The 25,169-nt window shown below is 60.5% G+C and carries 21 protein-coding genes and 1 pseudogene; 12 read left to right on the forward strand and 10 right to left on the reverse strand.

Going from position 1 to position 25,169, the window contains the following annotated elements; translation table 11 throughout:
- Positions 1–53: 53 nt before the first annotated feature.
- From J0663_RS21435 to J0663_RS21460, 6 genes are all read left to right on the forward strand, one after another.
- On the forward strand, positions 54–932 hold the full coding sequence (locus J0663_RS21435; protein WP_207242348.1) for a branched-chain amino acid ABC transporter permease: 879 nt from the start codon (positions 54–56) through the stop codon (positions 930–932).
- A gap of 2 nt (positions 933–934) precedes the next feature.
- Positions 935–1,915: a branched-chain amino acid ABC transporter permease gene (locus J0663_RS21440; RefSeq protein ID WP_207244564.1), complete on the forward strand. Its 981-nt coding sequence runs from the start codon at positions 935–937 to the stop codon at positions 1,913–1,915.
- Entirely contained in the window at positions 1,912–2,658 is a 747-nt protein-coding gene (locus J0663_RS21445; RefSeq protein ID WP_207242349.1) for an ABC transporter ATP-binding protein, read from the forward strand. Before J0663_RS21440 ends, J0663_RS21445 begins: the two co-directional genes overlap by 4 nt.
- A 2-nt stretch (positions 2,659–2,660) precedes the next feature.
- A complete protein-coding gene (locus J0663_RS21450; RefSeq protein WP_207242350.1) occupies positions 2,661–3,389 on the forward strand; it encodes an ABC transporter ATP-binding protein in 729 nt (242 codons plus the stop codon).
- 145 nt (positions 3,390–3,534) lie between these two features.
- On the forward strand, positions 3,535–5,424 hold the full coding sequence (locus J0663_RS21455; RefSeq protein ID WP_207242351.1) for a bifunctional sugar phosphate isomerase/epimerase/4-hydroxyphenylpyruvate dioxygenase family protein: 1,890 nt from the start codon (positions 3,535–3,537) through the stop codon (positions 5,422–5,424).
- 177 nt (positions 5,425–5,601) lie between these two features.
- The gene (locus tag J0663_RS21460) at positions 5,602–7,440 is read left to right on the forward strand and encodes an ABC transporter ATP-binding protein (protein WP_207242352.1); all 1,839 of its coding nucleotides are present in this window, start codon (positions 5,602–5,604) and stop codon (positions 7,438–7,440) included.
- A 57-nt stretch (positions 7,441–7,497) separates the two neighbouring features.
- On the opposite strand, the gene J0663_RS21465 is transcribed toward J0663_RS21460, so the two are convergent.
- Complete coding sequence (locus J0663_RS21465) at positions 7,498–8,871, reverse strand: class II 3-deoxy-7-phosphoheptulonate synthase (protein WP_207242353.1); 1,374 nt, start codon at positions 8,869–8,871, stop codon at positions 7,498–7,500.
- A gap of 221 nt (positions 8,872–9,092) precedes the next feature.
- Here J0663_RS21465 and J0663_RS21470 point away from each other — a divergent pair, with 221 nt between their 5' ends.
- Complete coding sequence (locus J0663_RS21470) at positions 9,093–10,382, forward strand: vWA domain-containing protein (protein ID WP_207242354.1); 1,290 nt, start codon at positions 9,093–9,095, stop codon at positions 10,380–10,382.
- A gap of 22 nt (positions 10,383–10,404) precedes the next feature.
- Here J0663_RS21470 and gor read toward each other — a convergent pair whose 3' ends face one another.
- Positions 10,405–11,790, reverse strand: coding sequence for a glutathione-disulfide reductase (gene gor / locus J0663_RS21475; protein ID WP_207242355.1), 1,386 nt, complete (start codon positions 11,788–11,790; stop codon positions 10,405–10,407).
- Positions 11,791–11,991: 201 nt separating this feature from the next.
- On the opposite strand from gor, the gene J0663_RS21480 reads away from it, so the two are divergent.
- Positions 11,992–12,210, forward strand: coding sequence for a hypothetical protein (locus tag J0663_RS21480; RefSeq protein WP_246590330.1), 219 nt, complete (start codon positions 11,992–11,994; stop codon positions 12,208–12,210).
- A 39-nt stretch (positions 12,211–12,249) separates the two neighbouring features.
- Here the strand turns inward: J0663_RS21480 and J0663_RS21485 are convergent, their stop codons facing one another.
- From J0663_RS21485 to rpiA, 3 genes are all read right to left on the reverse strand, one after another.
- Complete coding sequence (locus J0663_RS21485) at positions 12,250–12,534, reverse strand: acylphosphatase (RefSeq protein WP_207242356.1); 285 nt, start codon at positions 12,532–12,534, stop codon at positions 12,250–12,252.
- 93 nt (positions 12,535–12,627) lie between these two features.
- A complete protein-coding gene (locus J0663_RS21490) occupies positions 12,628–13,185 on the reverse strand; it encodes a DUF2059 domain-containing protein (RefSeq protein ID WP_207242357.1) in 558 nt (185 codons plus the stop codon).
- Positions 13,186–13,200: 15 nt separating this feature from the next.
- Positions 13,201–13,899: a ribose-5-phosphate isomerase RpiA gene (gene rpiA / locus J0663_RS21495; protein ID WP_207242358.1), complete on the reverse strand. Its 699-nt coding sequence runs from the start codon at positions 13,897–13,899 to the stop codon at positions 13,201–13,203.
- 229 nt (positions 13,900–14,128) lie between these two features.
- Here rpiA and J0663_RS21500 point away from each other — a divergent pair, with 229 nt between their 5' ends.
- Positions 14,129–14,839: an HAD family hydrolase gene (locus tag J0663_RS21500; protein WP_207242359.1), complete on the forward strand. Its 711-nt coding sequence runs from the start codon at positions 14,129–14,131 to the stop codon at positions 14,837–14,839.
- A gap of 222 nt (positions 14,840–15,061) precedes the next feature.
- On the opposite strand, the gene J0663_RS21505 is transcribed toward J0663_RS21500, so the two are convergent.
- Positions 15,062–16,972: a L,D-transpeptidase family protein gene (locus tag J0663_RS21505; protein WP_207242360.1), complete on the reverse strand. Its 1,911-nt coding sequence runs from the start codon at positions 16,970–16,972 to the stop codon at positions 15,062–15,064.
- Between the two features lie 415 nt (positions 16,973–17,387).
- On the opposite strand from J0663_RS21505, the gene fumC reads away from it, so the two are divergent.
- Positions 17,388–18,842 (forward strand): class II fumarate hydratase, encoded by a 1,455-nt coding sequence (fumC, locus tag J0663_RS21510; RefSeq protein WP_246590411.1) that lies wholly within the window; start codon positions 17,388–17,390, stop codon positions 18,840–18,842.
- 227 nt (positions 18,843–19,069) lie between these two features.
- On the opposite strand, the pseudogene J0663_RS21515 reads toward fumC, so the two are convergent.
- Positions 19,070–19,895: pseudogene (locus J0663_RS21515) on the reverse strand (VCBS domain-containing protein).
- A gap of 257 nt (positions 19,896–20,152) precedes the next feature.
- Between J0663_RS21515 and J0663_RS21520 the strand changes: the two are divergent.
- Complete coding sequence (locus J0663_RS21520; protein ID WP_207242361.1) at positions 20,153–21,760, forward strand: fumarate hydratase; 1,608 nt, start codon at positions 20,153–20,155, stop codon at positions 21,758–21,760.
- Positions 21,761–21,876: 116 nt separating this feature from the next.
- On the opposite strand, the gene J0663_RS21525 is transcribed toward J0663_RS21520, so the two are convergent.
- Positions 21,877–22,221, reverse strand: coding sequence for a hypothetical protein (locus J0663_RS21525; RefSeq protein ID WP_207244575.1), 345 nt, complete (start codon positions 22,219–22,221; stop codon positions 21,877–21,879).
- Positions 22,222–22,391: 170 nt separating this feature from the next.
- Here J0663_RS21525 and J0663_RS21530 point away from each other — a divergent pair, with 170 nt between their 5' ends.
- The gene (locus J0663_RS21530; protein ID WP_207242362.1) at positions 22,392–23,459 is read left to right on the forward strand and encodes a GGDEF domain-containing protein; all 1,068 of its coding nucleotides are present in this window, start codon (positions 22,392–22,394) and stop codon (positions 23,457–23,459) included.
- Between the two features lie 56 nt (positions 23,460–23,515).
- Here J0663_RS21530 and J0663_RS21535 read toward each other — a convergent pair whose 3' ends face one another.
- Both J0663_RS21535 and J0663_RS21540 read right to left on the reverse strand, forming a co-directional pair.
- Positions 23,516–24,127, reverse strand: a complete 612-nt coding sequence (locus J0663_RS21535; RefSeq protein WP_207242363.1) for a pyridoxamine 5'-phosphate oxidase family protein — start codon at positions 24,125–24,127, stop codon at positions 23,516–23,518.
- A gap of 35 nt (positions 24,128–24,162) precedes the next feature.
- A complete protein-coding gene (locus J0663_RS21540) occupies positions 24,163–25,137 on the reverse strand; it encodes an alpha/beta hydrolase (RefSeq protein ID WP_207242364.1) in 975 nt (324 codons plus the stop codon).
- Positions 25,138–25,169 lie beyond the last annotated feature (32 nt).

Consider the following 25,169-nt stretch of genomic DNA (forward strand, 5'->3'; position numbering starts at 1 on the left):
CTCCGCTTCGCCGCGGCAGCCTGTCCTGCCGCGGCCATCGAAAGAGTGGCACGATGTCCCAATTCCTACAGGTTCTCTTGTCCGGTCTGGCGACCGGCTCCATCTACGCGCTCGTCGCCATCGGCTTTACGCTGGTATGGCAGGCCGCGCAAACCGTTAACTTCGCCCAGGGCGAGTTCGTGATGCTGCCTGCCTTTTTCGTGCTGGCCTGCATGAGCATCCTCGGAATGCCGTTCTGGATGGCCCTGCTGGCCGGCCTCGTACTGTCGATGGTCATTCTCGGCGTCCTCTTCAAAAAGCTCATGGTAGAGCCCATCCTTCCCCATGGTGGTATCACACTGATCATCGCGACAATGGCACTGGGCATCCTGCTGAAGGAAAGCGTGAAGGAGTTCTACTCGGCGGAGGCCCAGCCGTTCCCCGCCATGTTCCCGAACGACCCCATCGACGTTTTGGGCGCGATCCTTTCGATGCAGGACATATTCAACCTCGTACTCTGCCTCGGTATCGTCGTCCTCCTCACGCTGTTCCTGAACCGCACGCGCACTGGGCGCTGCATGCAGGCTACCGCGCAAAATCCCGGCGTCGCGGAGATCCTCGGCGTCGATGTCAAGCGGATGATCCTCTATACCTTCCTGATCAATGCCGCGCTCGCCGCCCTCGCCTCCTATCTGATCACGCCTGTCTATCTCGCCAAGTTTTCGAATGGTGAAACGCTCGGCCTGATCGCTTTCATTGCGGCGATCGTGGGCGGCTTCAACCAGATTCGCGGCGCGCTGGTCGGAGGGCTGCTAATCGGCGTTCTCGACAACCTGACAGCCGCCTACGTCACCGCGGAGTACCGCGCCGCCCTGCCCCTGGTTCTCCTGATCGTCATCATCCTCGTCAGGCCGCAAGGTATCCTGGGAACGTCGGAAGGGAGGACGGTCTGATGATGACTCCCAAATTGCGCTTGCTCATAATCATCGCGCTCTTGGCGCTCGCCATCGCCGCGCCGATCGGCCACAAGAACTACATCATCTATGTGCTGACCTCGTGGATGATCTTTACCATCGCCTCCATGGGATTGAATTTGACGCTCGGCTATGCTGGCCAGATTTCGCTGGCGCAAGCCTCGTTCATGGCGATCGGCGCCTATATCACCGCGCTGCTGACGCTGGCCGGCTGGCACTGGATCGTGGCGATGCCGCTGGCTCTCTTCGCATGCTTCGTCGTCGGTCTGCTGCTCGGCTATCCGGCGCTACGCGTCAAGGGTCACTTCCTGGCGTTCGTGACGCTCGCCTTCAACACGCTCGTCTTCCTCGTCCTCAGGAACGAGGATTGGCTGACCGGCGGCAGCATTGGTCTCGTCGGCATGCCGCGTCCGGACTTCGGGCTGTTCTCGACGATGAAGCAGCTGCCGTTCTACTATTTCACGCTTGCCGTCACGGTGCTCGCAGCACTCGCCATGTGGGGTATCGTTCGCTCGCCGTGGGGACGCGCCTTCAAGGCGTTGCGTGAAAATCCCGTACGCGCCGAGAGCCTCGGCGTCGACACTCGCCGCATCACCCTGCTCGCCTTCGCGATCGGCTCAGCCTATGGCGGGCTGGCTGGAGCCTTGATCACCCCCCTCGTGCAGTTCATCGAACCCGGCTCCTTCGCGCTCGCGCATTCCCTACGCATCCTGCTGATGGTCATCGTCGGCGGCGCGGGATATTTCTTTGGGCCGCTGGTGGGAGCGGGCGTCGTCATTCTGCTTCCGGAGGTCCTGCGCTTCACCGAAGGATATTATCTCATCATCTATTCGGCGCTGGTCATCGTCATGCTCATTTTCGTCCCCTCAGGACTGATCGGCGTCGGCGCCAGGATCCGCGCAAAACTCTGGCCGAAAAAGCAGGTCCGTGCAGACATGGCCGAAGGAGCAAGCCTGAAATGAACGCGCCCATTCTCTCCGTTCGCAATATCGGCAAGAGCTTCGGCGGAATCCGCGCCGTCGACAATGTTTCCTTCGAAGTCGGCAAAGGCGAAATCCTGGGGCTGATCGGCCCGAACGGGTCGGGCAAGTCGACGCTCTTCAACTGCATCCTCGGCCAATTGACCCCGGATACCGGCGATGTGGCCGTCAACGGCAGGAACGTCTCCGGCATGCGCGCCTCCGACCTCAACAAGCTCGGGGTCGGGCGCACATTCCAGCAGCTTTCGGTCTTTCCGAAAATGTCTGTGCTGGACAATATCATCCTTGCCGGACAGGAACATCACGGCACGATGCTGTCGCGCCTCTTCGGACCGGGTGATGCCGGCCTGACGGCGGAAGCTGAAAGGATGATCTCCTTCTTCCGTCTCGGTCACCTGAAAGACACGCTAGCCGGCTCTCTTTCATACGGCCAGCAGAAATTGGTCGACGCCGCCATGGCCTTCATGGCGGGGCCGAGCCTGGTCCTGCTCGACGAGCCGGCCGGCGGTGTCAACCTGACGATGCTCGCCAATCTCAAGGATCGGCTCATCGCCTACAATGCCGAACACGGAACGACATTCGTCGTCATCGAGCACAATATGGAGTTCGTAATGAGCCTGTGCTCCCGCATCATCGTTCTCGCCGAAGGCAGCATCATCGCAGAAGGCACGCCGGACGAAATCCGGTCGAACCAGACCGTCATCGACGCCTATCTCGGAGGCTGAAAATGCTTGAACTGAAAAACATCCAAGGCGGCTACGGCAAGATCACCATCCTGAACGGCGTGTCGTTCTCGATCCCGAAGGCGTCCATCACAACCGTCATCGGGCCGAACGGCGCCGGCAAGTCGACCGTCTTCAAGGCGATTTTCGGCCTCCTGAACATTCATTCGGGCCAGATCCTGCTCGACGGCAAGGATGTGACCCGGCAAACGCCGCGCCAGATGATCGCCCACGGCGTCACCTACGTTCCGCAGGGACGCAACGTCGTCCCGCAGCTCTCGGTCTACCACAATCTGGAGCTCGGCGGCATTACCGCAAGCGACCAAGCGAAAGTGCGCCAGCGCATCGACATGGTGATGGACCAGTTCCCCATGCTGCGCAAGTTCAGCAACCGCAAGGCCATCGAACTGTCCGGCGGGCAACAGAAGCAGTTGGAGGTGGCTCGTGCCCTCCTGCTCGACCCGAAGCTGATCCTGATCGACGAGCCTTCCATCGGCCTGTCGCCCAATCTCGTGCAAGAGGTCTTCCAGACCCTGATCCGGTTGCGCGACCAGGGCGTTACCATCCTGATGGTGGAGCAGAACGCCAAATCGGCGCTTGCCATGTCGGATTACGGCCTCGTCCTCGAGCTCGGTCAGACCCGCATGCACGACAAGGCGACCGCCCTGCTCGCCGACCCGCGCGTCGGCCAGCTCTTCCTCGGCGGCCACATCGAGACCGAACATGCACATTGAAGCGCTAGGCGTCGTCGCAAGCTTGGGTGACTGCCCGATCCGGTGCGGCGCGAGCCGGCGGCTTTGGTGGATGGATTTCCTGGCTCCAACGCTGTGGAACTAGGATCCGAAGGGCAAGGTGATTGGCTGCTAGTGGAGTTGCCCCATGAAAACTTCGATTGCGACAGTATCGACCAGCGGCGAACTCCCGGAAAAGCTGGAGGCGATCGCCAGAGCGGGCTTCGACGGCGTGGAAGTCTTCGAAAATGACTTCTTGGCCTTCGATGGGAGCCCTGCGGATGTCGGCAGGATGGTCCGCGACCACGGACTGGAGATCACGCTCTTTCAGCCTTTCCGTGATTTCGAGGGCATGCCCGAGCCCCTCCGCAGCCGCACCTTCGACCGCGCCGAGCGCAAATTCGACGTGATGCAGCAACTCGCAACCGAATTAATCCTCGTTTGCTCCAATGTTTCTTCCGCCGCACTCGGCGGCATCGATCGGGCAGCGGCAGATTTTCACGAGCTCGGCGAGCGGGCGGCCAAGCGTGGCTTGAAAGTCGGATACGAAGCCCTCGCCTGGGGAAAGCACATCAACGATCATCGGGATGCTTGGGAAATCGTACGCAGGGCCGATCATCCGAATGTCGGCCTGATCCTCGACAGTTTCCACACGCTTTCGCGCAAGGTCGATATCAACTCGATCCGATCGATTCCCAAGGAAAAGCTCTTCATGGTGCAGCTTGCCGATGCGCCCTTGATCGATATGGATCTGCTTTATTGGAGCCGGCATTTCCGCAACATGCCAGGCGAAGGGGATCTCCCTGTTGCGGCGTTCGCAGCCGCCGTCGCCGATACTGGCTATGACGGCTACTTTTCTCTGGAAATATTCAACGACCAGTTCCGCGGAGGCTCCACGCGCTCGATCGCCACGGACGGACATCGTTCGCTGATCTATCTTGCCGATCAGGTCCGGCGTGCACGCGCCGTCCCAGATCTGTCGATACAGCCGATGCCACCGCGCGCCATCGTCAATGGCATTGCCTTCGTGGAATTTTCGGCAGACGAGGAAGAGGCAGCCGACCTTGTCCGCATGTTGGAAACCTTAGGCTTCCAAAAGGAGGCCGTCCATCGGAGCAAGGACGTAAGCCTTTACCGGCAAGGCGATATACGTCTCATCATCAATACGGATCGACATGGTTTTGCCGGCTCCTCATTTGCCATCCATGGAACGTCCGCTTATGCGCTCGCGCTGGTGGTCGACGATGCCACGAATGCTCTCGAACGGGCCGTCGCCCTCGACGCGGAGCCCTTCTGCCAACCGGTCGTGCCGGGCGAGGTGGAAATCCCGGCAATCCGCGGCGTAGGCGGAGGGGTGATCTACCTGATAGATGACAAAAGCAATCTCGGCCGGTTTTCGGAAATCGATTTTTTGCCCGTTGAAGACGAAACCGAGGTCGTTTCCGCCCATCTGCTCCATATAGACCACGTTGCGCAGACGGTCGCCTATGACGAGATGCCGACCTGGCTCCTATTCTACACCGCGATCTTCGAAGCGCAGAAAACGCCGATGGTCGACATCATAGATCCCGCCGGAGTGGTACGCAGTCAGGTGGTCGAAAATGCATCAGGCTTGCTGCGCATTACGCTGAACGGCGCGGAAAACAGGCGTACGCTGGCTGGCCATTTCATGGCCGAGACGTTCGGCTCCGGCGTGCAACACCTTGCGTTCCATACCGACGATATTTTCGCGACAGCAGCCAGCCTGCGGCAGAACGGTTTCAAACCACTCGCGATTTCGCCGAATTACTATGACGACCTCGAAGCGCGCTTCGGATTGGATACGCAACTCAGCGATCGGCTGAAGGCGGAAAATATCCTGTACGACCGGGACGAGCACGGAGAGTATTTCCAGCTCTATAGCCCGACGTTCGGCGAGGGTTTCTTCTTCGAGATCGTACAGCGTCGGGGCTATGCAGGCTACGGAGCGGCCAATGCGATTTTTCGAATCGCAGCCCAGAAGAAGCACCTGAGGCCGGACGGCATGCCGAAAGCTTGATGACCCGAAGCTGTTGCCCCTCGACAACACCTGCCGATCTCCTCGCGTCGCCGCGTTGAACCGGAAGCTGTTATCGGTGATACTACAGGCTCAATTTATTCAACCGTTGGGAGACTGACATGAGAGCGACCCTGTCCAAACAGAAAGGAAACATCGCCCACAAGGACATTCTGCCTCATGAATATTCGGTTCTCCCGCGCGAGGAAAAGCTCGCGCCGTCATAACCTTTTCCTGAATTTCTTCCGCAACGATTCAAACGCCGTCGGCCGCGAGCGGCGCTGGTCGCGCATGCGCAAATTCCTCTCCTACTATCGCCCGCATCTGCCTTTGCTGCTGGCGGATCTGCTTTGCGCCGTCCTCGTCGCCGGCACCGCCGTGGCGTTGCCGCTCTGCGCCAACATCGTCACCAGCCGTCTTCTCGCTCTGCCGGATGCCCCGGAGGCTTTCGCTCAGATCCTTGCGATGGGCGGTGTGATGCTCGCCGTTCTGGCCGTCCAGATAGTCGCGATCTTCTTCGTCGATTATCGCGGCCACGTCATGGGAGCCCGCATCGAGGCGACGGTGCGGCAGGAACTTTTCGAGCACTGCCAGAAACTCTCGTTCAGCTTCTACGACCGCCAGCGCACCGGACAGTTGATGAGCCGCATCACCAATGACTCCCTGTGGCTGGGCGAGCTCTTTCATCACGGCCCCGAGGATATCTCCATCGCCATACTGAAATATGGCGGCGCCATGCTGGTCTTGTTCTTCATCGACCCGCTGTTGGCGACTCTCATCCTGCTGCTCACGCCCGTAGCGGTGATCTATGCGCTCTATTTCAACCGGCGCATGAACCGCGCACTCGAAACCAGCAAACGGCAGATCGCCGCCGTCAACGAGCGCGTCGAGGATGCGCTTGCGGGCATCCGCGTCGTCCAGTCTTTCGCCAACGAGGCGCTGGAAAGAGAGCGCTTCGCCGAGCAGAACCAGCGCTTCCTGCAAAGCCGCGCCGACGGCTACCGCAGCGAAGCCTGGTTTTCGGTCGGCACGGAAAGTTTCGCCCAGCTCGTCACCATATTGGTGATCGTCGCGGGAGGCCTGCGCATCCTGACGGCGGACCTGACCGTCCCGGATATGCTGACCTTCCTGCTCTGCGTCGGTGTGCTGGTCGATCCCGTGCAGCGGCTCGCCAATTTTGTGCGCCTCTGGCAGGAGGGCTATACCGGCTTCATCAGGGCCATGGAGATCCTGGAAATCGATCCCGATATCACCGATCGACCGGACGCCCGTCCGATGCCGGCGCCAAAAGGCGAGATCAGTTTTTCCGACGTCGCCTTCGGCTACGAGGCCGATGGTCCGCGGGTGCTGGAGCGACTTTCCCTCACTATCGCCCCCGGAGAATTCGTTGCCTTGGTCGGTCCTTCGGGGGTCGGCAAGAGCACGCTCTGCGCGCTCATACCGCGCTTCTACGATGTCGAGGCGGGGGCGATCCGTGTTGACGGCACCGATATCCGCGACGTGACGCTGGCCTCGCTCCGGCGCCATGTCGGGGTGGTGCAGCAGGATGTCTATCTTTTTGCCGGCACCGTTGCGGAAAACCTGCGCTACGGCAGACCCGGCGCCAGCGACGCCGAGTTGGAAGCGGCTGCGCGTGCTGCCAACGCGCACGACTTCATCATGGCCCTGCCCCACGGTTATGACACCGATATCGGCCAGCGCGGCGTCAAGCTCTCGGGCGGCCAGCGCCAGCGCATCACCATCGCCCGCGCCTTCCTCAAAGATCCGGAGATCCTGATCTTTGACGAGGCGACCAGCGCGCTCGACAACGAGAGCGAACGGGCGGTGCAGCAGGCACTGCTCAGCCTGGCGAACGGTCGCACTACCCTCGTCATCGCCCACCGCCTGTCGACCGTCCGCCATGCCGATCGCATCCTGGTCCTGACGGCCGACGGCATCGCCGAACAGGGCACTCATGACGACCTGATGGCGCAAGGAGGCGTCTACGCCAACCTGCACAGCGTTCAGGCGAGTATCTAGAGGCAATAAAAAACCCGGCGTCGCGCCGGGTTTTCCTTATCCGTTTCCGGCCCCGTCTCAGCCGTTGGCAACCAGGCGCTTCTCGTCGCGGCCGCCCTTCATGCGCTCGGCAAGCAGGAAGGCGAGCTCGAGCGCCTGGTCGGAGTTGAGGCGCGGATCGCAATGGGTGTGGTAGCGGTCCTGCAGGTCGTCGGCAGTGACAGCGCGGGCGCCGCCGGTGCATTCCGTCACATCCTTGCCGGTCATTTCGACATGGATACCACCGGGATGCGTGCCTTCGGCGCGGTGGATCTGGAAGAAGCTTTCGACTTCCGACAGGATCCGCTCGAAAGGACGGGTCTTGTAGTTGTTGAGCGTAATCGTGTTGCCGTGCATCGGGTCGCACGACCAGACGACCTTGCGGCCTTCGCGCTCGACGGCGCGGATGAGACGCGGCAGGTTCTCGGCGACTTTCTCGTGGCCGAAGCGGCAGATCAGTGTCAGACGCCCGGCTTCGTTGCCGGGATTCAGGATGTCGATCAGCTGCAGCAGATCATCGGCCTGCAGCGACGGGCCGCATTTCAGGCCGATCGGGTTCTTGATGCCACGGCAATATTCGATATGCGCGTGATCGGCCTGGCGCGTGCGGTCGCCGATCCAGATCATATGGCCTGATGTGGCATACCAATCGCCCGAGGTGGAATCGACGCGGGTTAGCGCCTCCTCGTAGCCGAGCAGCAGCGCCTCATGGCTGGTGAAGAAATCGGTCTCGCGCAGGCTCGGATGGTTTTCCGAAGTGATGCCGATCGCCTTCATGAAATCCATGGTCTCGCTGATGCGGTCGGCAAGCTTGCGGTAGCGCTCGCCCTGCGGACTGTCCTTGACGAAGCCGAGCATCCACTGATGCACGTTTTCGAGGTTGGCGTAACCGCCCATCGCGAAGGCGCGCAGAAGGTTCAGCGTCGCGGCCGACTGGCGATAGGCCATGGCCTGGCGTTCCGGATTCGGAATGCGCGACTCCTCGGTGAACTCGATGCCGTTGATAATGTCGCCGCGATAGGCCGGCAGCGTGACATCGCCCTGCTTCTCGACATTCGACGAACGCGGCTTGGCGAACTGGCCGGCGATGCGGCCGACCTTGACGACCGGCAACTGCGCGCCGAAGGTCAGCACGACGGCCATTTGCAGGAAAGCGCGGAAGAAGTCGCGGATATTGTCGGCGCCGTGTTCAGCGAAGCTCTCGGCACAGTCGCCGCCCTGCAGCAGGAAGCCGTTGCCTTCGGCGACATTGGCGAGATGCTTCTTCAGGCGGCGCGCCTCACCGGCGAAGACGAGCGGCGGATAGCTGGCGAGCGTGGCTTCCGTTGCCGCCAAAGCGGCTGCATCAGGATATTCGGGAACCTGCAGGATCGGTTTTTGCCGCCAGCTGCTCGGGGTCCAATTCTCTGCCATCTCACTCACCTCATTCACATCCGCCCTAGGATGCCCTGTCTTAATATCCGGCGGCTTATAGACTTTTAGATCAGCCTTGCAAAGGCCAATCGCCGAAGGTCATCGCCCCGCCCTACAGTCCGCATTCCCCCGGTTAAACCAGAATATACCATGTCGATTTCCCCATATTTTAGACTTTGAATGTAGAACCGAGCGGAATTTCATCGTTTTGGGGACATGTCATGGCGATCCTTCCGCCGCGTTTCATCTCGGACCGCTCGGGCAATTTCGGCATCATGACCGCATTGCTGATGGTGCCGCTCCTCGGCACGGCAGGCATGGCAGTAGATTTCGCCCACGCACTGAGCTTGAGGACGCAGCTCTACGCCGCCGCCGATGCCGCCGCCGTCGGCTCGATCGCCGAAAAATCCGGCGCCGTGGCAGCCGCCATGACGATGAGCGGTAACGGCACGATCTCGCTCGGGAAAAGCGATGCCCGCGATATCTTCATGTCCCAGGTGTCGGGAGAGCTGTCCGAGATTGACGTCGATCTCGGCATCGACGTCACCAAGGCAACCAATAAGCTGCATTCGCAGGTTTCCTTCAGCGCAACCATGCCCACCACTTTCATGCGGGTTTTCGGCAAGGATTCGATCACGATCTCCGGCACTGCAACGGCCGAGTATCAGACCGCCTCCTTCATGGATTTCTACATCCTCCTCGACAACACGCCTTCCATGGGCGTCGGCGCCACCGCGAGCGACGTCGCGACGATGGAAAAGAATACCAGCGACAGCTGCGCCTTCGCCTGCCACGAGACGCAGAACAGCAACAATTACTACAATCTCGCCAAGAAACTCGGCGTCAGCATGCGCATCGACGTCGTGCGCCAGGCGACCAAGGAACTGACGCAGACCGCCAAGACCACGCGCGTTTCCAACAACCAGTTCCGCATGGGCGTCTACACCTTCGGCACGAAGGCCGAAGACGCCAAACTGACGACCATATCCGAGCCGACGGACAATCTCGACCAAGTGCGCATCTACACCGATGCAGTCGATCTGATGACCATTCCATATCAGGGCTACAACAACGACCAACAGACGAGCTTCGACAATGCGCTGACCCAGATGAAGACCATCATCACGGCGCCCGGCGACGGCAGCACTTCGACCACGCCACAGAAAATCCTGTTCTTCGTTTCGGACGGCGTCGGCGATAGCGAAAAGCCGAAGACCTGCACCAAAAAGCCCACCGGCAAGCGCTGCCAGGAGCCGATCGACACCTCGTTCTGCCAGCCGCTGAAGGATAAGGGTGTTCGGATCGCCGTGCTCTATACCACCTATCTCCCGCTGCCAAAGAACAGTTGGTACAACACCTGGATCAAGCCCTTCCAAAGCGAGATCCCGACGAAGATGCAGGCATGCGCCTCGCCCGGCCTCTATTTCGAGGTGACGCCGACCGAAGGTATCGCCGACGCCATGAAGGCGCTTTTCCTCAAGGCCATTCGCGCACCGCGCATCACCAGCTAGTGCACATCTGCTCCAAGAGCGTTCAGACGCGCTGTCCGTCGCGAATGCGATAGCTCGGCGCATACATGGTGACGAGTTCTTCGGCGGCCGTCGGATGCAGCGCCATCGTCCGATCGAAATCGTCCTTGGTGCAGCCGGCCTTCAGTGTCACGCCGAGCAGCTGCGCCATCTCTCCGGCATCGTGGCCGAGGATGTGCGCACCCACTACCTTGCGGCTCGCCGCATCGACGATCAGCTTCATGATCATCCGTTCGGGCCGGCCCGAAAGCGTCGCTTTCAGCGGCCGGAACTGGGCGCGGTAGACTTCAAGCTCGCTATAGCGCTTGCCCGCCTCCTCTTCCGAGAGGCCGACGGTGCCGATCTCGGGCTGCGAGAAGACGGCGGTCGGGATCAGCTCGTAGTCCGGTCGTGTCGGATTGTTCTTGTATTCGGTTTCGATGAAGCACATGGCCTCGTGGATCGCCACCGGCGTCAGCTGTACCCGATTGGTGACATCGCCAAGCGCATAGATGTTTTCGACATTGGTGCGGGAATAGTCGTCGACGATAATGGCGCCGCGCTCATCGACGGCGACGCCGGCCGCCTCAAGGCCGAGGCCCTCGGTATTCGGATCGCGCCCGAGTGCCAGCAGGACGGCGCCTGCCTGGAGTGTGCCATTGTTCATCGTCTCCAGAGTGAGACCGCCCTCGCCTTTGGAGACCTTTTGCAGCGCATCGTGGCAAAGGATACGAATTCCCTTGGCGACCATCGCCTCGTGCAGACCGCGCCTCAAATCCTCATCGAAGCGCGAGAGGATTTCGGCACCGCGATAGATCAGCGTCGTCTCGACGCCGAGACCGTGGAAAATATTGGCGAACTCGACGGCGATATAGCCGCCGCCCGATATCACGATCGATCTCGGCAGCTCTTCGAGATGAAAGGCCTCGTTGGAGGAGATGCAGAACTCGTGGCCGGGAAGAGCCACATGCGGGTTCGGCCTACCGCCGGTGGCGATGACGATCGTTTTTGCCGTCACCGTCTGTCCGCTCTCCTTGAGCCGAATCGTATGCGCATCGACCAACTCTGCACGCGTTTCCAGGATCTCGGCATTGGCCCCGGCGAGGCCCTTCTTGTAGAGGCCTTCCAGCCGCGCGATTTCGGCATCCTTGGCCGCCACCAGCTTCTTCCAGTCGAAGCTGCTTTCGCCGACGGTCCAGCCGAATCCGGCCGCATCTTCGAAATGTTCATGGAACTGCGAGGCATAGACGAAAAGCTTCTTCGGCACGCAGCCGCGGATGACGCATGTGCCGCCATAGCGGTATTCTTCCGCGATCGCCACCTTCTTGCCAAGCGAAGCAGCGACACGTGCAGCCCGCACGCCTCCAGAACCGCCGCCGATGACGAAGAGGTCGTAGTCGTAGGAAGACATGAGGAGCTCCGGAAGGGAATCGCAGGAAGGACGCTCCTGATATAGGGGCGATCGTTGTGAAAACAAAAGCCCGCTCCTCAGTCTTCCCGTACTCCGTTGCCGAATCTTGATCGGAAGCTCACTCGGTCACCGTTTACGGTTGACCCCGTCGGCGGAGGCTGGCAGGCAATGCACGAGACTGAAAGGATGCCGGAGCAAACGATGGATCAAACCCTTTTCGCCAACCTGTGCAGAGCCGGCAAGTTCAAGGAAGCCCTCAACCTCGCCATTCAGGGCCACGAGGGCGAGAAATTCGCGCCAAGCCGCTTTGCCATGGACAAGAAAACCGGACTGCCGATCTTCTACCGCGGTAACAAGCGCGTAGAGCCGGATGAGACTGGTGTATGGCAATTGGCCAAGAGTTCGAAGGATTGGGACTGAACGCCAGGAGCGTATTTCGCTCGCGAGGATTTGCCGCTGTCAGCCGGTGATGCGGAAATCCGTCGGCATATTTCCGAGCTGAGCCGCTTCCGTCTGGAGGCTTGAGACCAATGCCCCTGCAGGCCCGCGCCTCAGACGCTCGATCATCGTCGTGATCGCACTATCCGCTCCAGCGATCAAGGCGGAGACAGATCCGTCCGCTTCGTTGCGCACCCAGCCGGTTACCCCCAGCCGCAACGCCTCATCGCGCGTCCACATGCGAAAACCGACACCTTGGACCCTGCCTGATATCCGCACTCGCACAGCCTCGTAATGATCGGACATGTAGCCTCACCAAAGCTTCACTGGTATTTGCCGGCCATCATAACAAAAAAGCCCGGACGATGCCGGGCTTTCGCAAATTCTGACGGGCAGGCCTTACTGCTGGGCAGCCGGAGCCGGAGCAACCGGGCTGTCCGTTGCCGGCGGCGGGGCCTTGATGACCTTGGACAACTCGGCATTGCTCTGCTTTTCCAGGTCGCGGGAAATGCCCTGCGCCCAGATGTCGGCAGCCTTCGCCGTTTCGCGGGACGCGACCGGGCCGTCGCGCAGCAGCTTCTTGCCGACGTCGGAATTATAGAACTCGGCGATCGCTTTCAGCTCGTCGATCGTGAAGGTCTTGGCATAGGTCAGCGCCGCCTCCTTTTCGAGATCGCCGCGGCGCGGCGCCAGCTTCAGCGCCTGTGCGTCGACCGTCGACGAAATGATATCCTGGTAGTTCGGCGAATCCTGGATCAGGCCGGCCTTCAGGCGCTCGGCAAGACCGGGCAGGATATTGTCGAACTGGGCGGTGGCGCCGATGGCGTCGATCGCGGCTCGAGACGCCTTCAGCTGCTCCTCGGAGACCTCCTGCGCCTTGACGGCGGAGCCGAAGGCAAGCCCGGAAAGAACGAGGGTCGCAGCGGCGAGACGGCCAAGACCTGCAATGTTCATCATGAGTGTATGCTCCTGTTATCTGTTTGCCTGCAGCGTGCGTGCACCCGCAGGACCGGCAATGATCGCAAGTGCCGCCATATTGATAAAGAGCCCGTGTTCGACGACGCCGGGTATGGAATTCAGCTCGCTCGAAAGCGCCTCTGCATCAGGAATGCGGCCAAAAGATGCATCGATGATGTGATGCCCGCCATCCGTGGTAAACTCTCCGTCACCGGACTGGCGCAGGGTAAGCTCGCCGGAAAGACCGAGCCGGGCGGCAACCTTTTCGATGGCGATCCGAGTCGAGACCAGACCGAACGGATTGACCTCGATCGGCAGCGGGTAAGCGCCGAGCGTGTCGACCAGCTTGCTCTCATCGGCGATGACGATCATCCGCTGCGAAGCCGCGGCGACGATCTTTTCGCGCAGCAGCGCGCCGCCGCCGCCCTTGATCAGCCGGAGCGCCGGATCGACCTCGTCTGCACCGTCGACCGTCAGATCGAGTGCCGGCAATTCGTCAAGCGACTTCAGCGGAACACCGAGCTCGACGCAGAGCCGCGCGGTTCGTTCGGACGTCGGAACACCTTCGACCTTGAAGCCGCCCGCGACCTTCTCCGCCAGCAGGCGGACGAATTCTTCCGCCGTGCTCCCGGTGCCGATGCCGAGACGCATCCCGCTTTCGACATGACCGAGCGCGGCCTCGGCGGCCTTGATCTTCATTTCGCGGGCATCCATGCGCCGCCAGCTCCAATTGTTGCGTTGGATGTGCTGTTTACACGGCTCGTCTGGCAAACGAAAGTCAAAATCATCACGGAAAATGAAAAGCCGAAACAAACGCCTGTGGCTTTCCCGGCCCTCACCCGGACGTTGCTTTCCGCCGCGCGATCGCCTACCCAGAAATGACCTGTCACCCCAGATGAGCTTTCGCCACCTGGGACGACCCACAGCTCAACGAGGCAAGATCTTGGCCCCTGCACCTGCTCGCGCGACGCTCGTCGTCTTCGATCTCGACGGCACCCTTCTCGACACTCACTCGGATTTGGTGGAGAGCCTGAACCATACGATCGCAGCCCTCGGCCTCGAACCGGTCAGCTATGACGACCTCACCCATCTCGTCGGCCAGGGCGCCCGCGTGATGATCGAGCGCGCCTGCCGGCTGCGGGGTCATCCACTGGAGGCGGACGCCCTGCCGCCGCTGGTAGAGCGCTTCGTCGCCCATTATGCCGGCAACATGCCCGGCCGTACCGAACCCTATCCTGGCCTGGTCGCCGCGATGGACCGTCTAAGCTCGGCGGGTTACCGCCTCGCCGTCTGCACCAACAAGATGGAGAGCCTGGCGCTCGGCCTGATCGACAAGCTCGATCTCACCCAATATTTCGACGCTATCACCGGCGGCGATACTTTCGAATACCGCAAACCCGACGCCCGCCACTTGACCGGCACCGTCGACCGCGCCGGCGGCGACATCGCCCGCACCGTGATGATCGGCGACAGCATCAACGACATCGCTGTCGCCAAGAATGCCGGAGTTCCGTCGATCGCCGTGCCTTTCGGCTATTCCGACGTACCGGTCTCAAGCCTCGATCCGGATCAGATCATCATGCATTTCGACGAACTTACGCCGGAACTGGTGGAGAGATTGTTGCGGGAGTTTGCGACAAAGGTCGCGGTCTGAGGCTGGCGATCAGACCGATGTCTTTGCGATCGTGGCGGCGCGGCTGCAGCCACATGAAACGCCTGATCAGGAGCGAGGCATTACCGCAACGTTTCTTCTACCCAGGAGAAGGTGCCGGCAGGCGGATGAGGGGGCCACACGGCATATCTTCTCCCCCTTATTTCTTGTGTACGAAACGGGCGGCCCGAAGACCGCCCGCTCCATAAGCGAATAAACCTTACGTCAAATCTGCGCCCCACGCGCCTTGGTCGTCGCGTCAAAAGCCTTTTCGACATAAGCGTCGCGGCCGTAGACGTCATCGAAATACTCCACAACCCCGTCCTTGTTCGGCCAGGCGGTGAAATAGGAGACGTAAACCGGGATCTTCTGCGGAACTTTCACTGCATGGTTCTGCCCGCTGGCTATCTGCTTGGCGACATCGTCGACCGTCGTGCCGAGCACCGCGGCGGCCATCGCGCGCGGATTGGCAAGGCGAACGCAACCGTGGCTCAGAGCCCGCATGTCCCGCTTGAAGAAGCTCTTGGACGGTGTGTCGTGCATGTAGATCGCATGGCTGTTCGGGAACAGGATCTTGAGTTCGCCGAGCGCATTGTCGCTGCTGGGCGGCTGGCGCACCGACACACTGTCGGTCGAGCCATACCAATCGACGCTGGACGATGCGACGGCATGGCCGTTCACCTCGACCTCATAGCCGAGCTGGTCGAGATAGTTCGGATCCGAGCGCAGCTTCGGCAGCATCTCGTTGATGATGATCGACTGCGGCACGCCCCAGAACGGGTTGAATTCCACCGTCTCGATCTGGTCGTTGAAGAAATAGGTTTGATTGTTCTTGCCGCCGACCACCACGCGCATCGACAGCTGTTCCTTGCCGTCATTGTGGTAGTAGGCCATGTAGGCCGGCTGGTTGATCATGACGTAGCGCGAGCCGAGATCCTCCGGCAGCCAGCGCACCTGCTCCAGGGCGACGATGAGCTTGTCGATCTTCGACGCGTTGGTGTCACCGCCGGTCATGGCACGCACCGTCGCCTGGCCGATAACGCCGTCGGACTTCAGTCCGCGCTCCTTCTGGAAGCCCTCGACCAGGGCGACGATATCGGGCGAGTAGTCGCTGCTGCCGGCATATGCGGCAAGCGTCGCCGCATGATCGGTCCTCAGCGTCTCGGAACCGTGCTTCTGGATCGCCTTGACGATATTGGCAACTTCGGGTGAACTGTCGCCGGGCTTCAGCAGCCCTTGGAGCGAAATGACGATCTGCTCCTCGTTGCTGCCATCGGCGGCACGAAGCTTGGCAAGCTCGGCCTTCAGCGCCTCAAATTGTGGACTGTCGGGCGAGCGGCTGGCGATGTAGGCGCCGACATTGGGGCTCATGCGGATAAGCTTCAGCACCGGCGCCAGATTGACCACCTTGCGCTGGAAATCGTGGTAGCCGGAAATCTTGTTGGGATCGATGCGGCCGCGCAACGTGTCCTGAATGAAGGCGAGCACCTTAGCCGAGAGATCGAGTTCGAATTGCGTCAGCGCCCGGTCGCGGGCGGCGGGATCGGGATTGGCCGGATCGATGTCAGGCGTCTGCAGCGCATAATCGGCCGGATCGAGACCGACAGAAGCTGCATCGGCAAGTGTCGCCATCGCCGACTTGGCGCGCTCGTTGATCTGGTTGCCCTCGACCCAGATGAGCGGATTGCGGCTATCGCCATAATAGGCTTCGAGCGCCTTGGCGACGTCGGCATTGGCGCGAACCTTGGCCTGCGCCAGGAAGCGGCGCTGCACGACCGGCTCCTGGCCGGCATCGCCACCTAGCGAAACATCGGCAACCGCACCGGTGACGACGGGATCGGCGAACTTGCTGGTATCGACGAATTGCAGCGTTTCGGTCTTATAGGTGTAGTAACGCGGTCCGCTCACTTTCGGCAGCGGCGCCTCGGGATCGACCCCGCCGAGCGAACCGCCGGCAGCGTCCCGCGGCACCGGTCGGCCGGGCGTCTGATCCATGAAAATGGTACTCTGGGTCCGCTGCCTGTCGCCGCGCAGCATATCCATCAGCGTATAGGCATGAGCGGGGGCAGCATTCATGACTGCCAAACCGCAGGAAACTGCCAATGCGGATACCGCGCCTTTCAAAACGAACGTCATATATATTCCAGTCCCGGTGTCATGCTGTTCTTGTCACGAGCTCAAAGGCTCAAGCTCAAATCCCGCGAAACTCAAGTAGCGTAGGGCCTCATTGATCAGAAACCGGCCTTCGCCGCCAGCGCCGGCGGACTCAAATCTGTGTGACGGAAATCCGGCGCGGCGCCGCACAGCAGTTCACACAAAATTATGAAATTATTAGTTAATTTTTTACCGATTTTTCGCTGACAGACCAGTGCGGCGAAAACGGTCCGATGCATATAATTTCCAGCGTGACCGAAAAGGCACGCGCCACCCGGCTTTAACATGAACGCCACTTTCATATTTCGAGCGACATCTGGTTTTCTTGTCCGGATTTCCAACCTATAAGACCTCATCTTTCGAAGATGCCAGAAAACAGCGTGTGAAAGGCAAGACCATGACCGCGACCCGCACCGAAACCGACACCTTTGGTCCTATCGACGTTGCCGCCGACCGCTATTGGGGCGCCCAGGCCGAGCGTTCCCTCGGCAATTTCAAGATCGGCTGGGAAAAGCAGCCGCTGTCGATCGTGCGTGCACTCGGCATTGTCAAACAGGCCGCCGCCCGCGCCAACATGTCGCTCGGTCAGCTCGACCCAGCGCTCGGCAAGGCGATCGTCGACGCCGCTCAGGAAGTGATCGACGGCAAGCTCGACGAACACTTCCCGCTGGTCGTCTGGCAGACCGGCTCCGGGACCCAGTCCAACATGAACGCCAACGAGGTAATCTCCAACCGCGCTATAGAAATGCTCGGTGGCGTCATGGGTTCCAAGAAGCCGGTGCATCCGAACGATCACGTCAACATGAGCCAGTCGTCGAACGATACCTATCCGACGGCCATGCATATCGCCTGCGCCGAACGGATCGCCCATCACCTGTTGCCGTCGCTGAAGCACCTGCATGCCGCCCTCGACATGAAGGTCACGGAATTCAGCCACATCATCAAAATCGGCCGCACTCATACCCAGGACGCGACGCCGCTGACCCTCGGCCAGGAATTTTCCGGTTATGCCGCCCAGGTTGGCTCGGCCATCAAGCGCATCGAGATGACCCTCCCCGGTCTCTGCGAGCTTGCCCAGGGCGGCACCGCCGTCGGCACCGGCCTCAATGCGCCGGTTGGCTTTGCCGAAAAGGTCGCCGACGAGATCGCCGAGATCACCGGCATGCCCTTCGTCACCGCACCGAACAAGTTCGAGGCACTCGCTTCGCATGACAGCATGGTTTTTTCCCATGGCGCCATCAATGCGGCGGCTGCCGCTCTCTTCAAGATCGCCAACGACATCCGCCTGCTCGGCTCCGGCCCACGCGCCGGTCTCGGCGAGCTGGCACTGCCGGAAAACGAGCCCGGCTCTTCCATCATGCCCGGCAAGGTCAATCCAACCCAGTGCGAGGCGCTGACGCAGGTCTGCATCCACATCTTCGGCAATCACGCCGCATTGACCTTCGCCGACAGCCAGGGCCATTTCGAGCTCAACGTCTACAATCCGATGATGGCCTATAATTTCCTTCAGTCGGTGCAGCTGCTCGCCGACGCTGCCGTCTCCTTCACTGATAATTGCGTCGTCGGCATCGAGGCGCGCGAGGACAACATCAAGGCCGGCCTCGAACGCTCGCTTATGCTGGTGACCGCGCTTGCCCCGAAGATCGGTTACGACGCCGCCGCCAAGATCGCCAAGACCGCGCATAAGAACGGCACGACGCTGAAGGAAGAAGCGCTCGCCAGCGGCCTGGTGACGTCGGAAGAGTATGACGAGATCGTCCGCCCGGAAACGATGATCGGGCCGAAGCAAGGTAGCAGAGGTGAGGCGCTGGGGCGCTTACCTCTCCTCCCTCATTCCTGTCCTCGGACTTGATCCGAGGGATGTCACAGGAATCCAGCCACGCAGCGTCTGCGCCGTGAATGAAGTAATACGTCAACGGAAAGGGTCTCCCGCTCCCAAGGACTTAGGCGCACTGGGTTCTTGTGACGAGCACAGAAAGGGGGAGATTGTGGTAACCGTCTCTCCTTCCAGCCGACGCGGATAAACCCAGCCGCATGCCGGGACGGCCGAGGGCACCCCGTCGCACCCTACGCCAAGCTTCAAACCAACAGTGAAAAATTGTCCATCACGACGGAATTGCCCATGAAGTCGAAACGTATTTCTTCGATATCTTCGAGATTGACTTCGAGGTTAGGGCCCGTGACCTCGATCTCTTGCTGATAGACGATCTGCCCGTCATTCAGGGCAGTGAGCGTCAGGTGGAAGGGCGCTGCCGACAATTCGGCGATCGAAACACTCTGAAAGGTGAACTCTCCGCCATCGAGCAATTTCAAGGTCACGGGCGCCGACCCTGGGGATAGAACGGTATCGCTGAACCCATCCTCGGTGATGGCATCCACGCCCGGGATCGTATCGTAGACGAAGCCATTCAGGAGGGTCACTTCGTGGCTTCCGTTTACGGCGAGCGCAAAACCCCGGTAATTGGGGAGGGAGAAATTATCCGCCCTTGACGTGACGCCCATATCGTCGAAATCCAGGGTTTCGTGGTATTTTTCGCCCTCGTTGACGCCGTCGATCGCAAGGGTCAGTACGCCGAGGTCGGTGCCCCCTGAGCCATCGGACATCTTGTAGCTCAGCTTCTCGATGAGCTGATCGTATTTCCCTAAATTCTTCACGACGTCGAGCGTGTAGTCCAATTCGTACGTGAAGTGACCGTCGGGTTTCACCTTGAAGGTTCCGTACTGGCCCCTTATGATCGTCGTGGTCAGGCCCATGCTTGGCGTCGATCCGCACGCCATTGACGAAGCGAGCATACATGTCCGCTCCCTCGGGATCGCTGGCGAGGCGCAGCAGATCCCCCCGGATCCAATCGTGTTCGAAAAAAACGAGAAGGTCGTCGACAGCAGTTGGCTTTGCATTTGTCATCGGAAGCCCCGGCAGGTTAACGCTGCGGGGAATATGAACTTGCCTCACACAGAAGGCAACCTGAAGTCGTCCGTCTCCTGGCAGATTTCGAATTCACCTTACCTTTCACTCGCTTACCGTGTGTAGCGTGCCGACAGCAAAACGCGACACGACATGCCCTCACCCCAAAGTCTGCCGCATCCTGATTGCTTTTGCCACGCGGGAGATTTAGACCGCTTCCAATCTAGCGACGCTCGCCCTCCAGAAAGGTCACTTCGATGGCTGACGATCTCTTCCCCCTCGGCGCGGATGCCACCCCCTATCGCAGGATCAGCGGTGATTACGTCTCGGTCGATACCTTCAAGGGCCAGGAAATCCTGACTGTCGAGCCGGAAGGCATGCGTCTCCTTGCCGAAACCGCCTTTGCCGACATCAATCACCTGCTGCGCCCCAGCCATCTGAAGCAGCTCGCCGCGATCCTCGACGATCCCGAGGCAACCGACAACGACCGCTTCGTCGCCTACGATCTTCTGAAGAATGCCAATATCGCCGCCGGCGGCGTCCTGCCCATGTGCCAGGATACCGGAACGGCGATCATCATGGGCAAGAAGGGCCGCAGGGTCTGGACCGAGGGCGAGGATGCGGCAGCGCTGTCCAAGGGTGTTCTCGACGCCTATGAGAAGAAGAACCTGCGCTATTCGCAGCTCGCACCTATAAAGATGTTCGAGGAGAGGAACACCAAGAACAATCTGCCGGCGCAGATCGATATCTACGAGGAAGGCACGGATTCTTACGACTTCCTCTTCGTCGCCAAGGGTGGCGGCTCGGCCAACAAGACCTTCCTCTATCAGGGAACGCCCTCGCTTCTGACCCACGACCGGATGATCGACTTCCTTAAGGAGAAGATCCTGACCTTGGGTACGGCAGCCTGTCCTCCCTACCATCTGGCGATCGTGATCGGCGGCACCTCGGCCGAGATGAACCTGAAAACGGTCAAGCTTGCCTCGACGCGTTATCTCGACGAGCTGCCCACCGAAGGCTCCGAGAGCGGCCACGCCTTCCGCGACGTCGAAATGGAGAAGGAAATCCACAAGCTGACCCAGCAAATGGGCGTCGGCGCGCAGTTCGGCGGAAAGTATTTCTGTCATGACGTCCGCGTCATCCGCCTGCCCCGCCACGGAGCCTCGCTGCCGATCGGCCTCGGCGTTTCCTGTTCCGCCGACCGCCAGGCCAAGGGTAAGATCACTCGCGACGGTATTTTCGTCGAGCAGCTCGAGACCGATCCGTCGAAATACATGCCCGAGATCGACGAGGCGAAACTGTCGGAATCGACCGTACATATCGACCTCAACAAGCCGATGGCCGAAGTGCTGGCCGAACTTTCCAGGCATCCCGTCAAGACGCGCCTTTCGCTGACCGGCACCATCATCGTCGCCCGCGACCTCGCCCATGCCAAGATCCGCGAGCGGCTGGAAAAGGGCGAAGGCATGCCCGATTACCTCAAGAACCATCCGGTCTATTACGCCGGTCCCGCCAAAACGCCCGCGGGCTATGCCTCCGGCTCCTTCGGCCCGACGACAGCCGGCCGCATGGACAGTTACGTCGACCAGTTCCAGTCCTTCGGCGGCTCGATGGTTATGCTCGCCAAGGGCAACCGCTCGCGGGCTGTACGCGAGGCCTGCAAGAAACATGGCGGCTTCTACCTGGGTTCGATCGGCGGACCCGCCGCCCGTCTGGCGAAGGACTGCATTCGCAAGGTCGAAGTGCTCGAATATCATGAGCTCGGCATGGAAGCTGTCTGGAAGATCGAGGTCGAAGATTTCCCCGCCTTCATCGTCATCGACGACAAGGGCAATGATTTCTTTCAGGAGCTGAATTTGGGATAGTTGTGTGATCGTGACATTGAAGGCAGATGAAGAGGTTTGTGAAGCAACGGCCTTCAACCCGGTCGGTGGCCCGTAGTGTCGGATAAGGGCTGCTGCACAGCACGCCCTTTGCGCGGTTATTTTTGAATGCCCGTAGCTTTTACCACCTCTCCCTCATCCACCCGCGCCAGGATCTCCGTCCGGAGTGCACCGGCAAAGAGGCCGGTGTGCTCCAGCAAGAAGGCGCCGCCTGCGAGGAGCATGAAAGCAAGGATGACGAAAGAGATGGGACGGGACCTTTCCATGATCTCACGCCGGAGTTTGCTGGCAGCAGCCGGAATTGCCGCTGAGAAATATCGCTTCGAAATAATCGCGCTGAAATAGTAGACGACCAAAACCAACTGTCGACAGGATGAATACGATCCCCGGCGAGAAAGAACTGCAAGTTTTTTAAACACCATTCCCGCTGTGCGGGTATGCATTGTCCCGCTCAAAATACGTTTTCCGATGAAGAATCATAGGCCTGATCAAAGTATTGGCTCGTTGCGAATTTGTCGTATGTAATCTTTGGTATATGTCGCTTTAATCTTTTCCCAAGAAATTTAAGCTAACAAATAAAATATTGCCTTCGAATATATGAGGAGTTCGCCGGATGAATACGGCTGTCGCGCCTAAGGTGCAGGTCCCCGACGTAGCGGGCCAGATCACCTATGCCATGCGCTCGATGGGCGTCGCGCCGATACCCCGCAATTACGAACTCTTCTATGAGGCCTATATCGGCTCTAATCCGGCGCTCACCCGCGAACTCGCAGCTCTCGGCAGCCAGGCGACCCAGGCCGAACTCGACGCGCTCGGCGCGCAATATTTCACCAACAGCCCCGCCCGCGTCTTCGACGACGCCCATTCGCGCATATCGGGCGAACTCGATGGCCTGCTGCGGATCCTGAGGCAGGAGCAGAGCTCGCTCGAAAGCTATACCAGGCTGCTCGGAGAGACCCACAAGCGCATCACTTCCAAGAGCAATGCCAGCGTCGAACTGATCGAAAGCGCCATCGAACTTCTGAGCCAGGCGACCGGCGATACCATGGCCCATGGCGAACGCACTGTCGAGGACGTCGTCCAGCGCTCGCAGGAGATGGATCAGGTGCGCAAGGAACTGGACGAATACAAGCGCATCGCCAACACCGACTCGCTGACGCGCCTTTCCAATCGCCGCGCCTTCGACGATCGCCTTGCCGCCGTCTTCAACAATCCCGGCATGCGGCCGGTGACGGCGCTGATGCTCGCCGACATCGACAACTTCAAGAAGATCAACGACACCTACGGCCATCCCGTCGGCGACAAGATCCTGGCGACGGTCGCCTCCGTCATCCGCAGCAATGTCCGGCGCGACGTCTTCGTCGCCCGTGCCGGCGGCGAAGAGTTCGCGCTGATTATCGAGGGCAACACAGCCGAGGAGGTGACGGCGATCGCCGAACGCATCCGTCACACGCTGGAAACCACGCCTTTCAAGAATTCCCGCACGCGGGTCAATTATGGCCCGATTACCGTCTCGATCGGCGTCTGCATGGCTTCGAATGCCGAGGATGCCGGCGAACTCTACAGCAAGACCGACATCGCCCTATACGGCGCCAAGAACGCCGGGCGCAACTGCATAGTACTCTATGAGAACGGCATGCAGAAGGACTTCAGCAAGAGCTGGCTGATCTATAAGGCCTGACCACAGTCCGGACCGCGCACGCTGTCACCGTAAGGTGACGGCACCAGGTATCACACCTACCACATCGTCTTCGCCGCGCGCCCGGGCCATTCCCGGTCGTAGGTTTCCTGGTCGAAATCGCCGACCGCGGCCTTCAGCATCTGACCCGGCGTCGGCAGCCCCGCCGGATCGGCAAAGTGCTCGGCATTCCAGAGCTCGGCTCGCATTACGGCGCGCGCGCACTGGAAATAGACCTCGTCGATAGAGATGACAACGACGGTGCGCGGATGCTTACCATCCATATCGAAACTCGAAAGCAGCGCCTCGTCGTTCGAGACGACGCCACGGCCGTTGATGCGCATCGTCGTGTTCGAACCGGGGATCAGGAACATCAGCGCAAGCCGAGGATCGCGCACGATGTTGGAGAGCGAATCGACCCGATTGTTGCCGCGCCAATCCGGCAGATGCAGCGTCTCGTCGTCGACGACGCGCACCACACCGCCGAGATCGCCGCGCGGCGAACAATCGAGCCCTTCCGGCCCAACGGTCGCAAGTGCTGCAAACGGCGAGATTTCGATCATCTCACGATAGAGCGGCGTTAGCCGCTTGGTCACCTTGTCGACCGAGGCCTCCGACAGGCCGGCGCCGTAAATCGTATTGAGCTCTTCGATGCTGTCGATGATTTTCATGAGGCGTCCCGCCGCGACTGATCTTGCCACGGACGCTACAATGCCGCGCGCCTCGCCGGAAGCTCAAAAAACGGAATGATCTCCGCATCTTTTTTGATGCATTCGTCTGCCTCCTCGTCTGCGTCGCCTGCGAGAAAGGCCGCAATCGCGCCGAGCACAGGAGCCGCGCTGACGATGCGCCGGTGCCCGAATCCGTTCGCCCAGACCAGGCGCACACTCTTGCCCGCCGCGCCATAACGCCTGGCGTGGGCCGGCGACACCTCCTTGTCGTCCTCGGCGTGGATGACGAGCAAAGGCGAACCGATCATACCGGCCGTATCGCCCACATCGAAATCCTCGAGTCTCCGTCCGCTGACGCGATGGACCTCATTTTCCAGCGCGGCCTGCGCCGCGGGGCGAAGCCCGATCATCCAGCCGAAATCGGTAAAGAGCCAGGCCATCTCGCTCGGCGCACCTATCAGAACCAGCCGCTCGCAGCTGGCCGGCGTCGCATCGGGAATCAGGCCCGCCGCCGAGACCATCAGCGCGGCACCCCCGAAGGAATGGCCGATCACCGCATCGAGGGTGCCGAATCGCTCCCCTGCTGCCGCGATTGCCTCGACCGCAAGCCCCATATGCAGGAAGCGTCCGCCCGCGCGCCCGTGACCGGGAAAATCGAGTGCCACCACCTCGGCACCCGTTGCCGCCAGCATCGATATGAGATCGGCCATGTAGACGGCACTCGAACCCCAGCCATGCGTGACGAGATAGCGCTTGCGCTGGCCGATCGCGCCGCCATTCAGGCGATAGGCATGCGCCTTGGCGCCGCCGGCAAGCCTGAGGACGAAGCGCTCCGCGCCGGCAAGCCGCGCCTCACCCGCCGCATGCGCCGCCTTCGCCTTCTTTCCCTTCGGCCGCGGCGATGGCGTGCGGCAGAACAGCAGGAATGCCGCCCTGCCCGCCAGCCGCGGCGAAACCGCCTGCAGAGCAGAGAACCCCAGGCGGATGACCTTGAGTGCGAAATTTGCCATAGTGGGAATCCAAAAACATGTTCAACACTGAA

The sequence above is a fragment of the Rhizobium lentis genome (genome assembly GCF_017352135.1).
GTDB lineage: Bacteria > Pseudomonadota > Alphaproteobacteria > Rhizobiales > Rhizobiaceae > Rhizobium > Rhizobium lentis.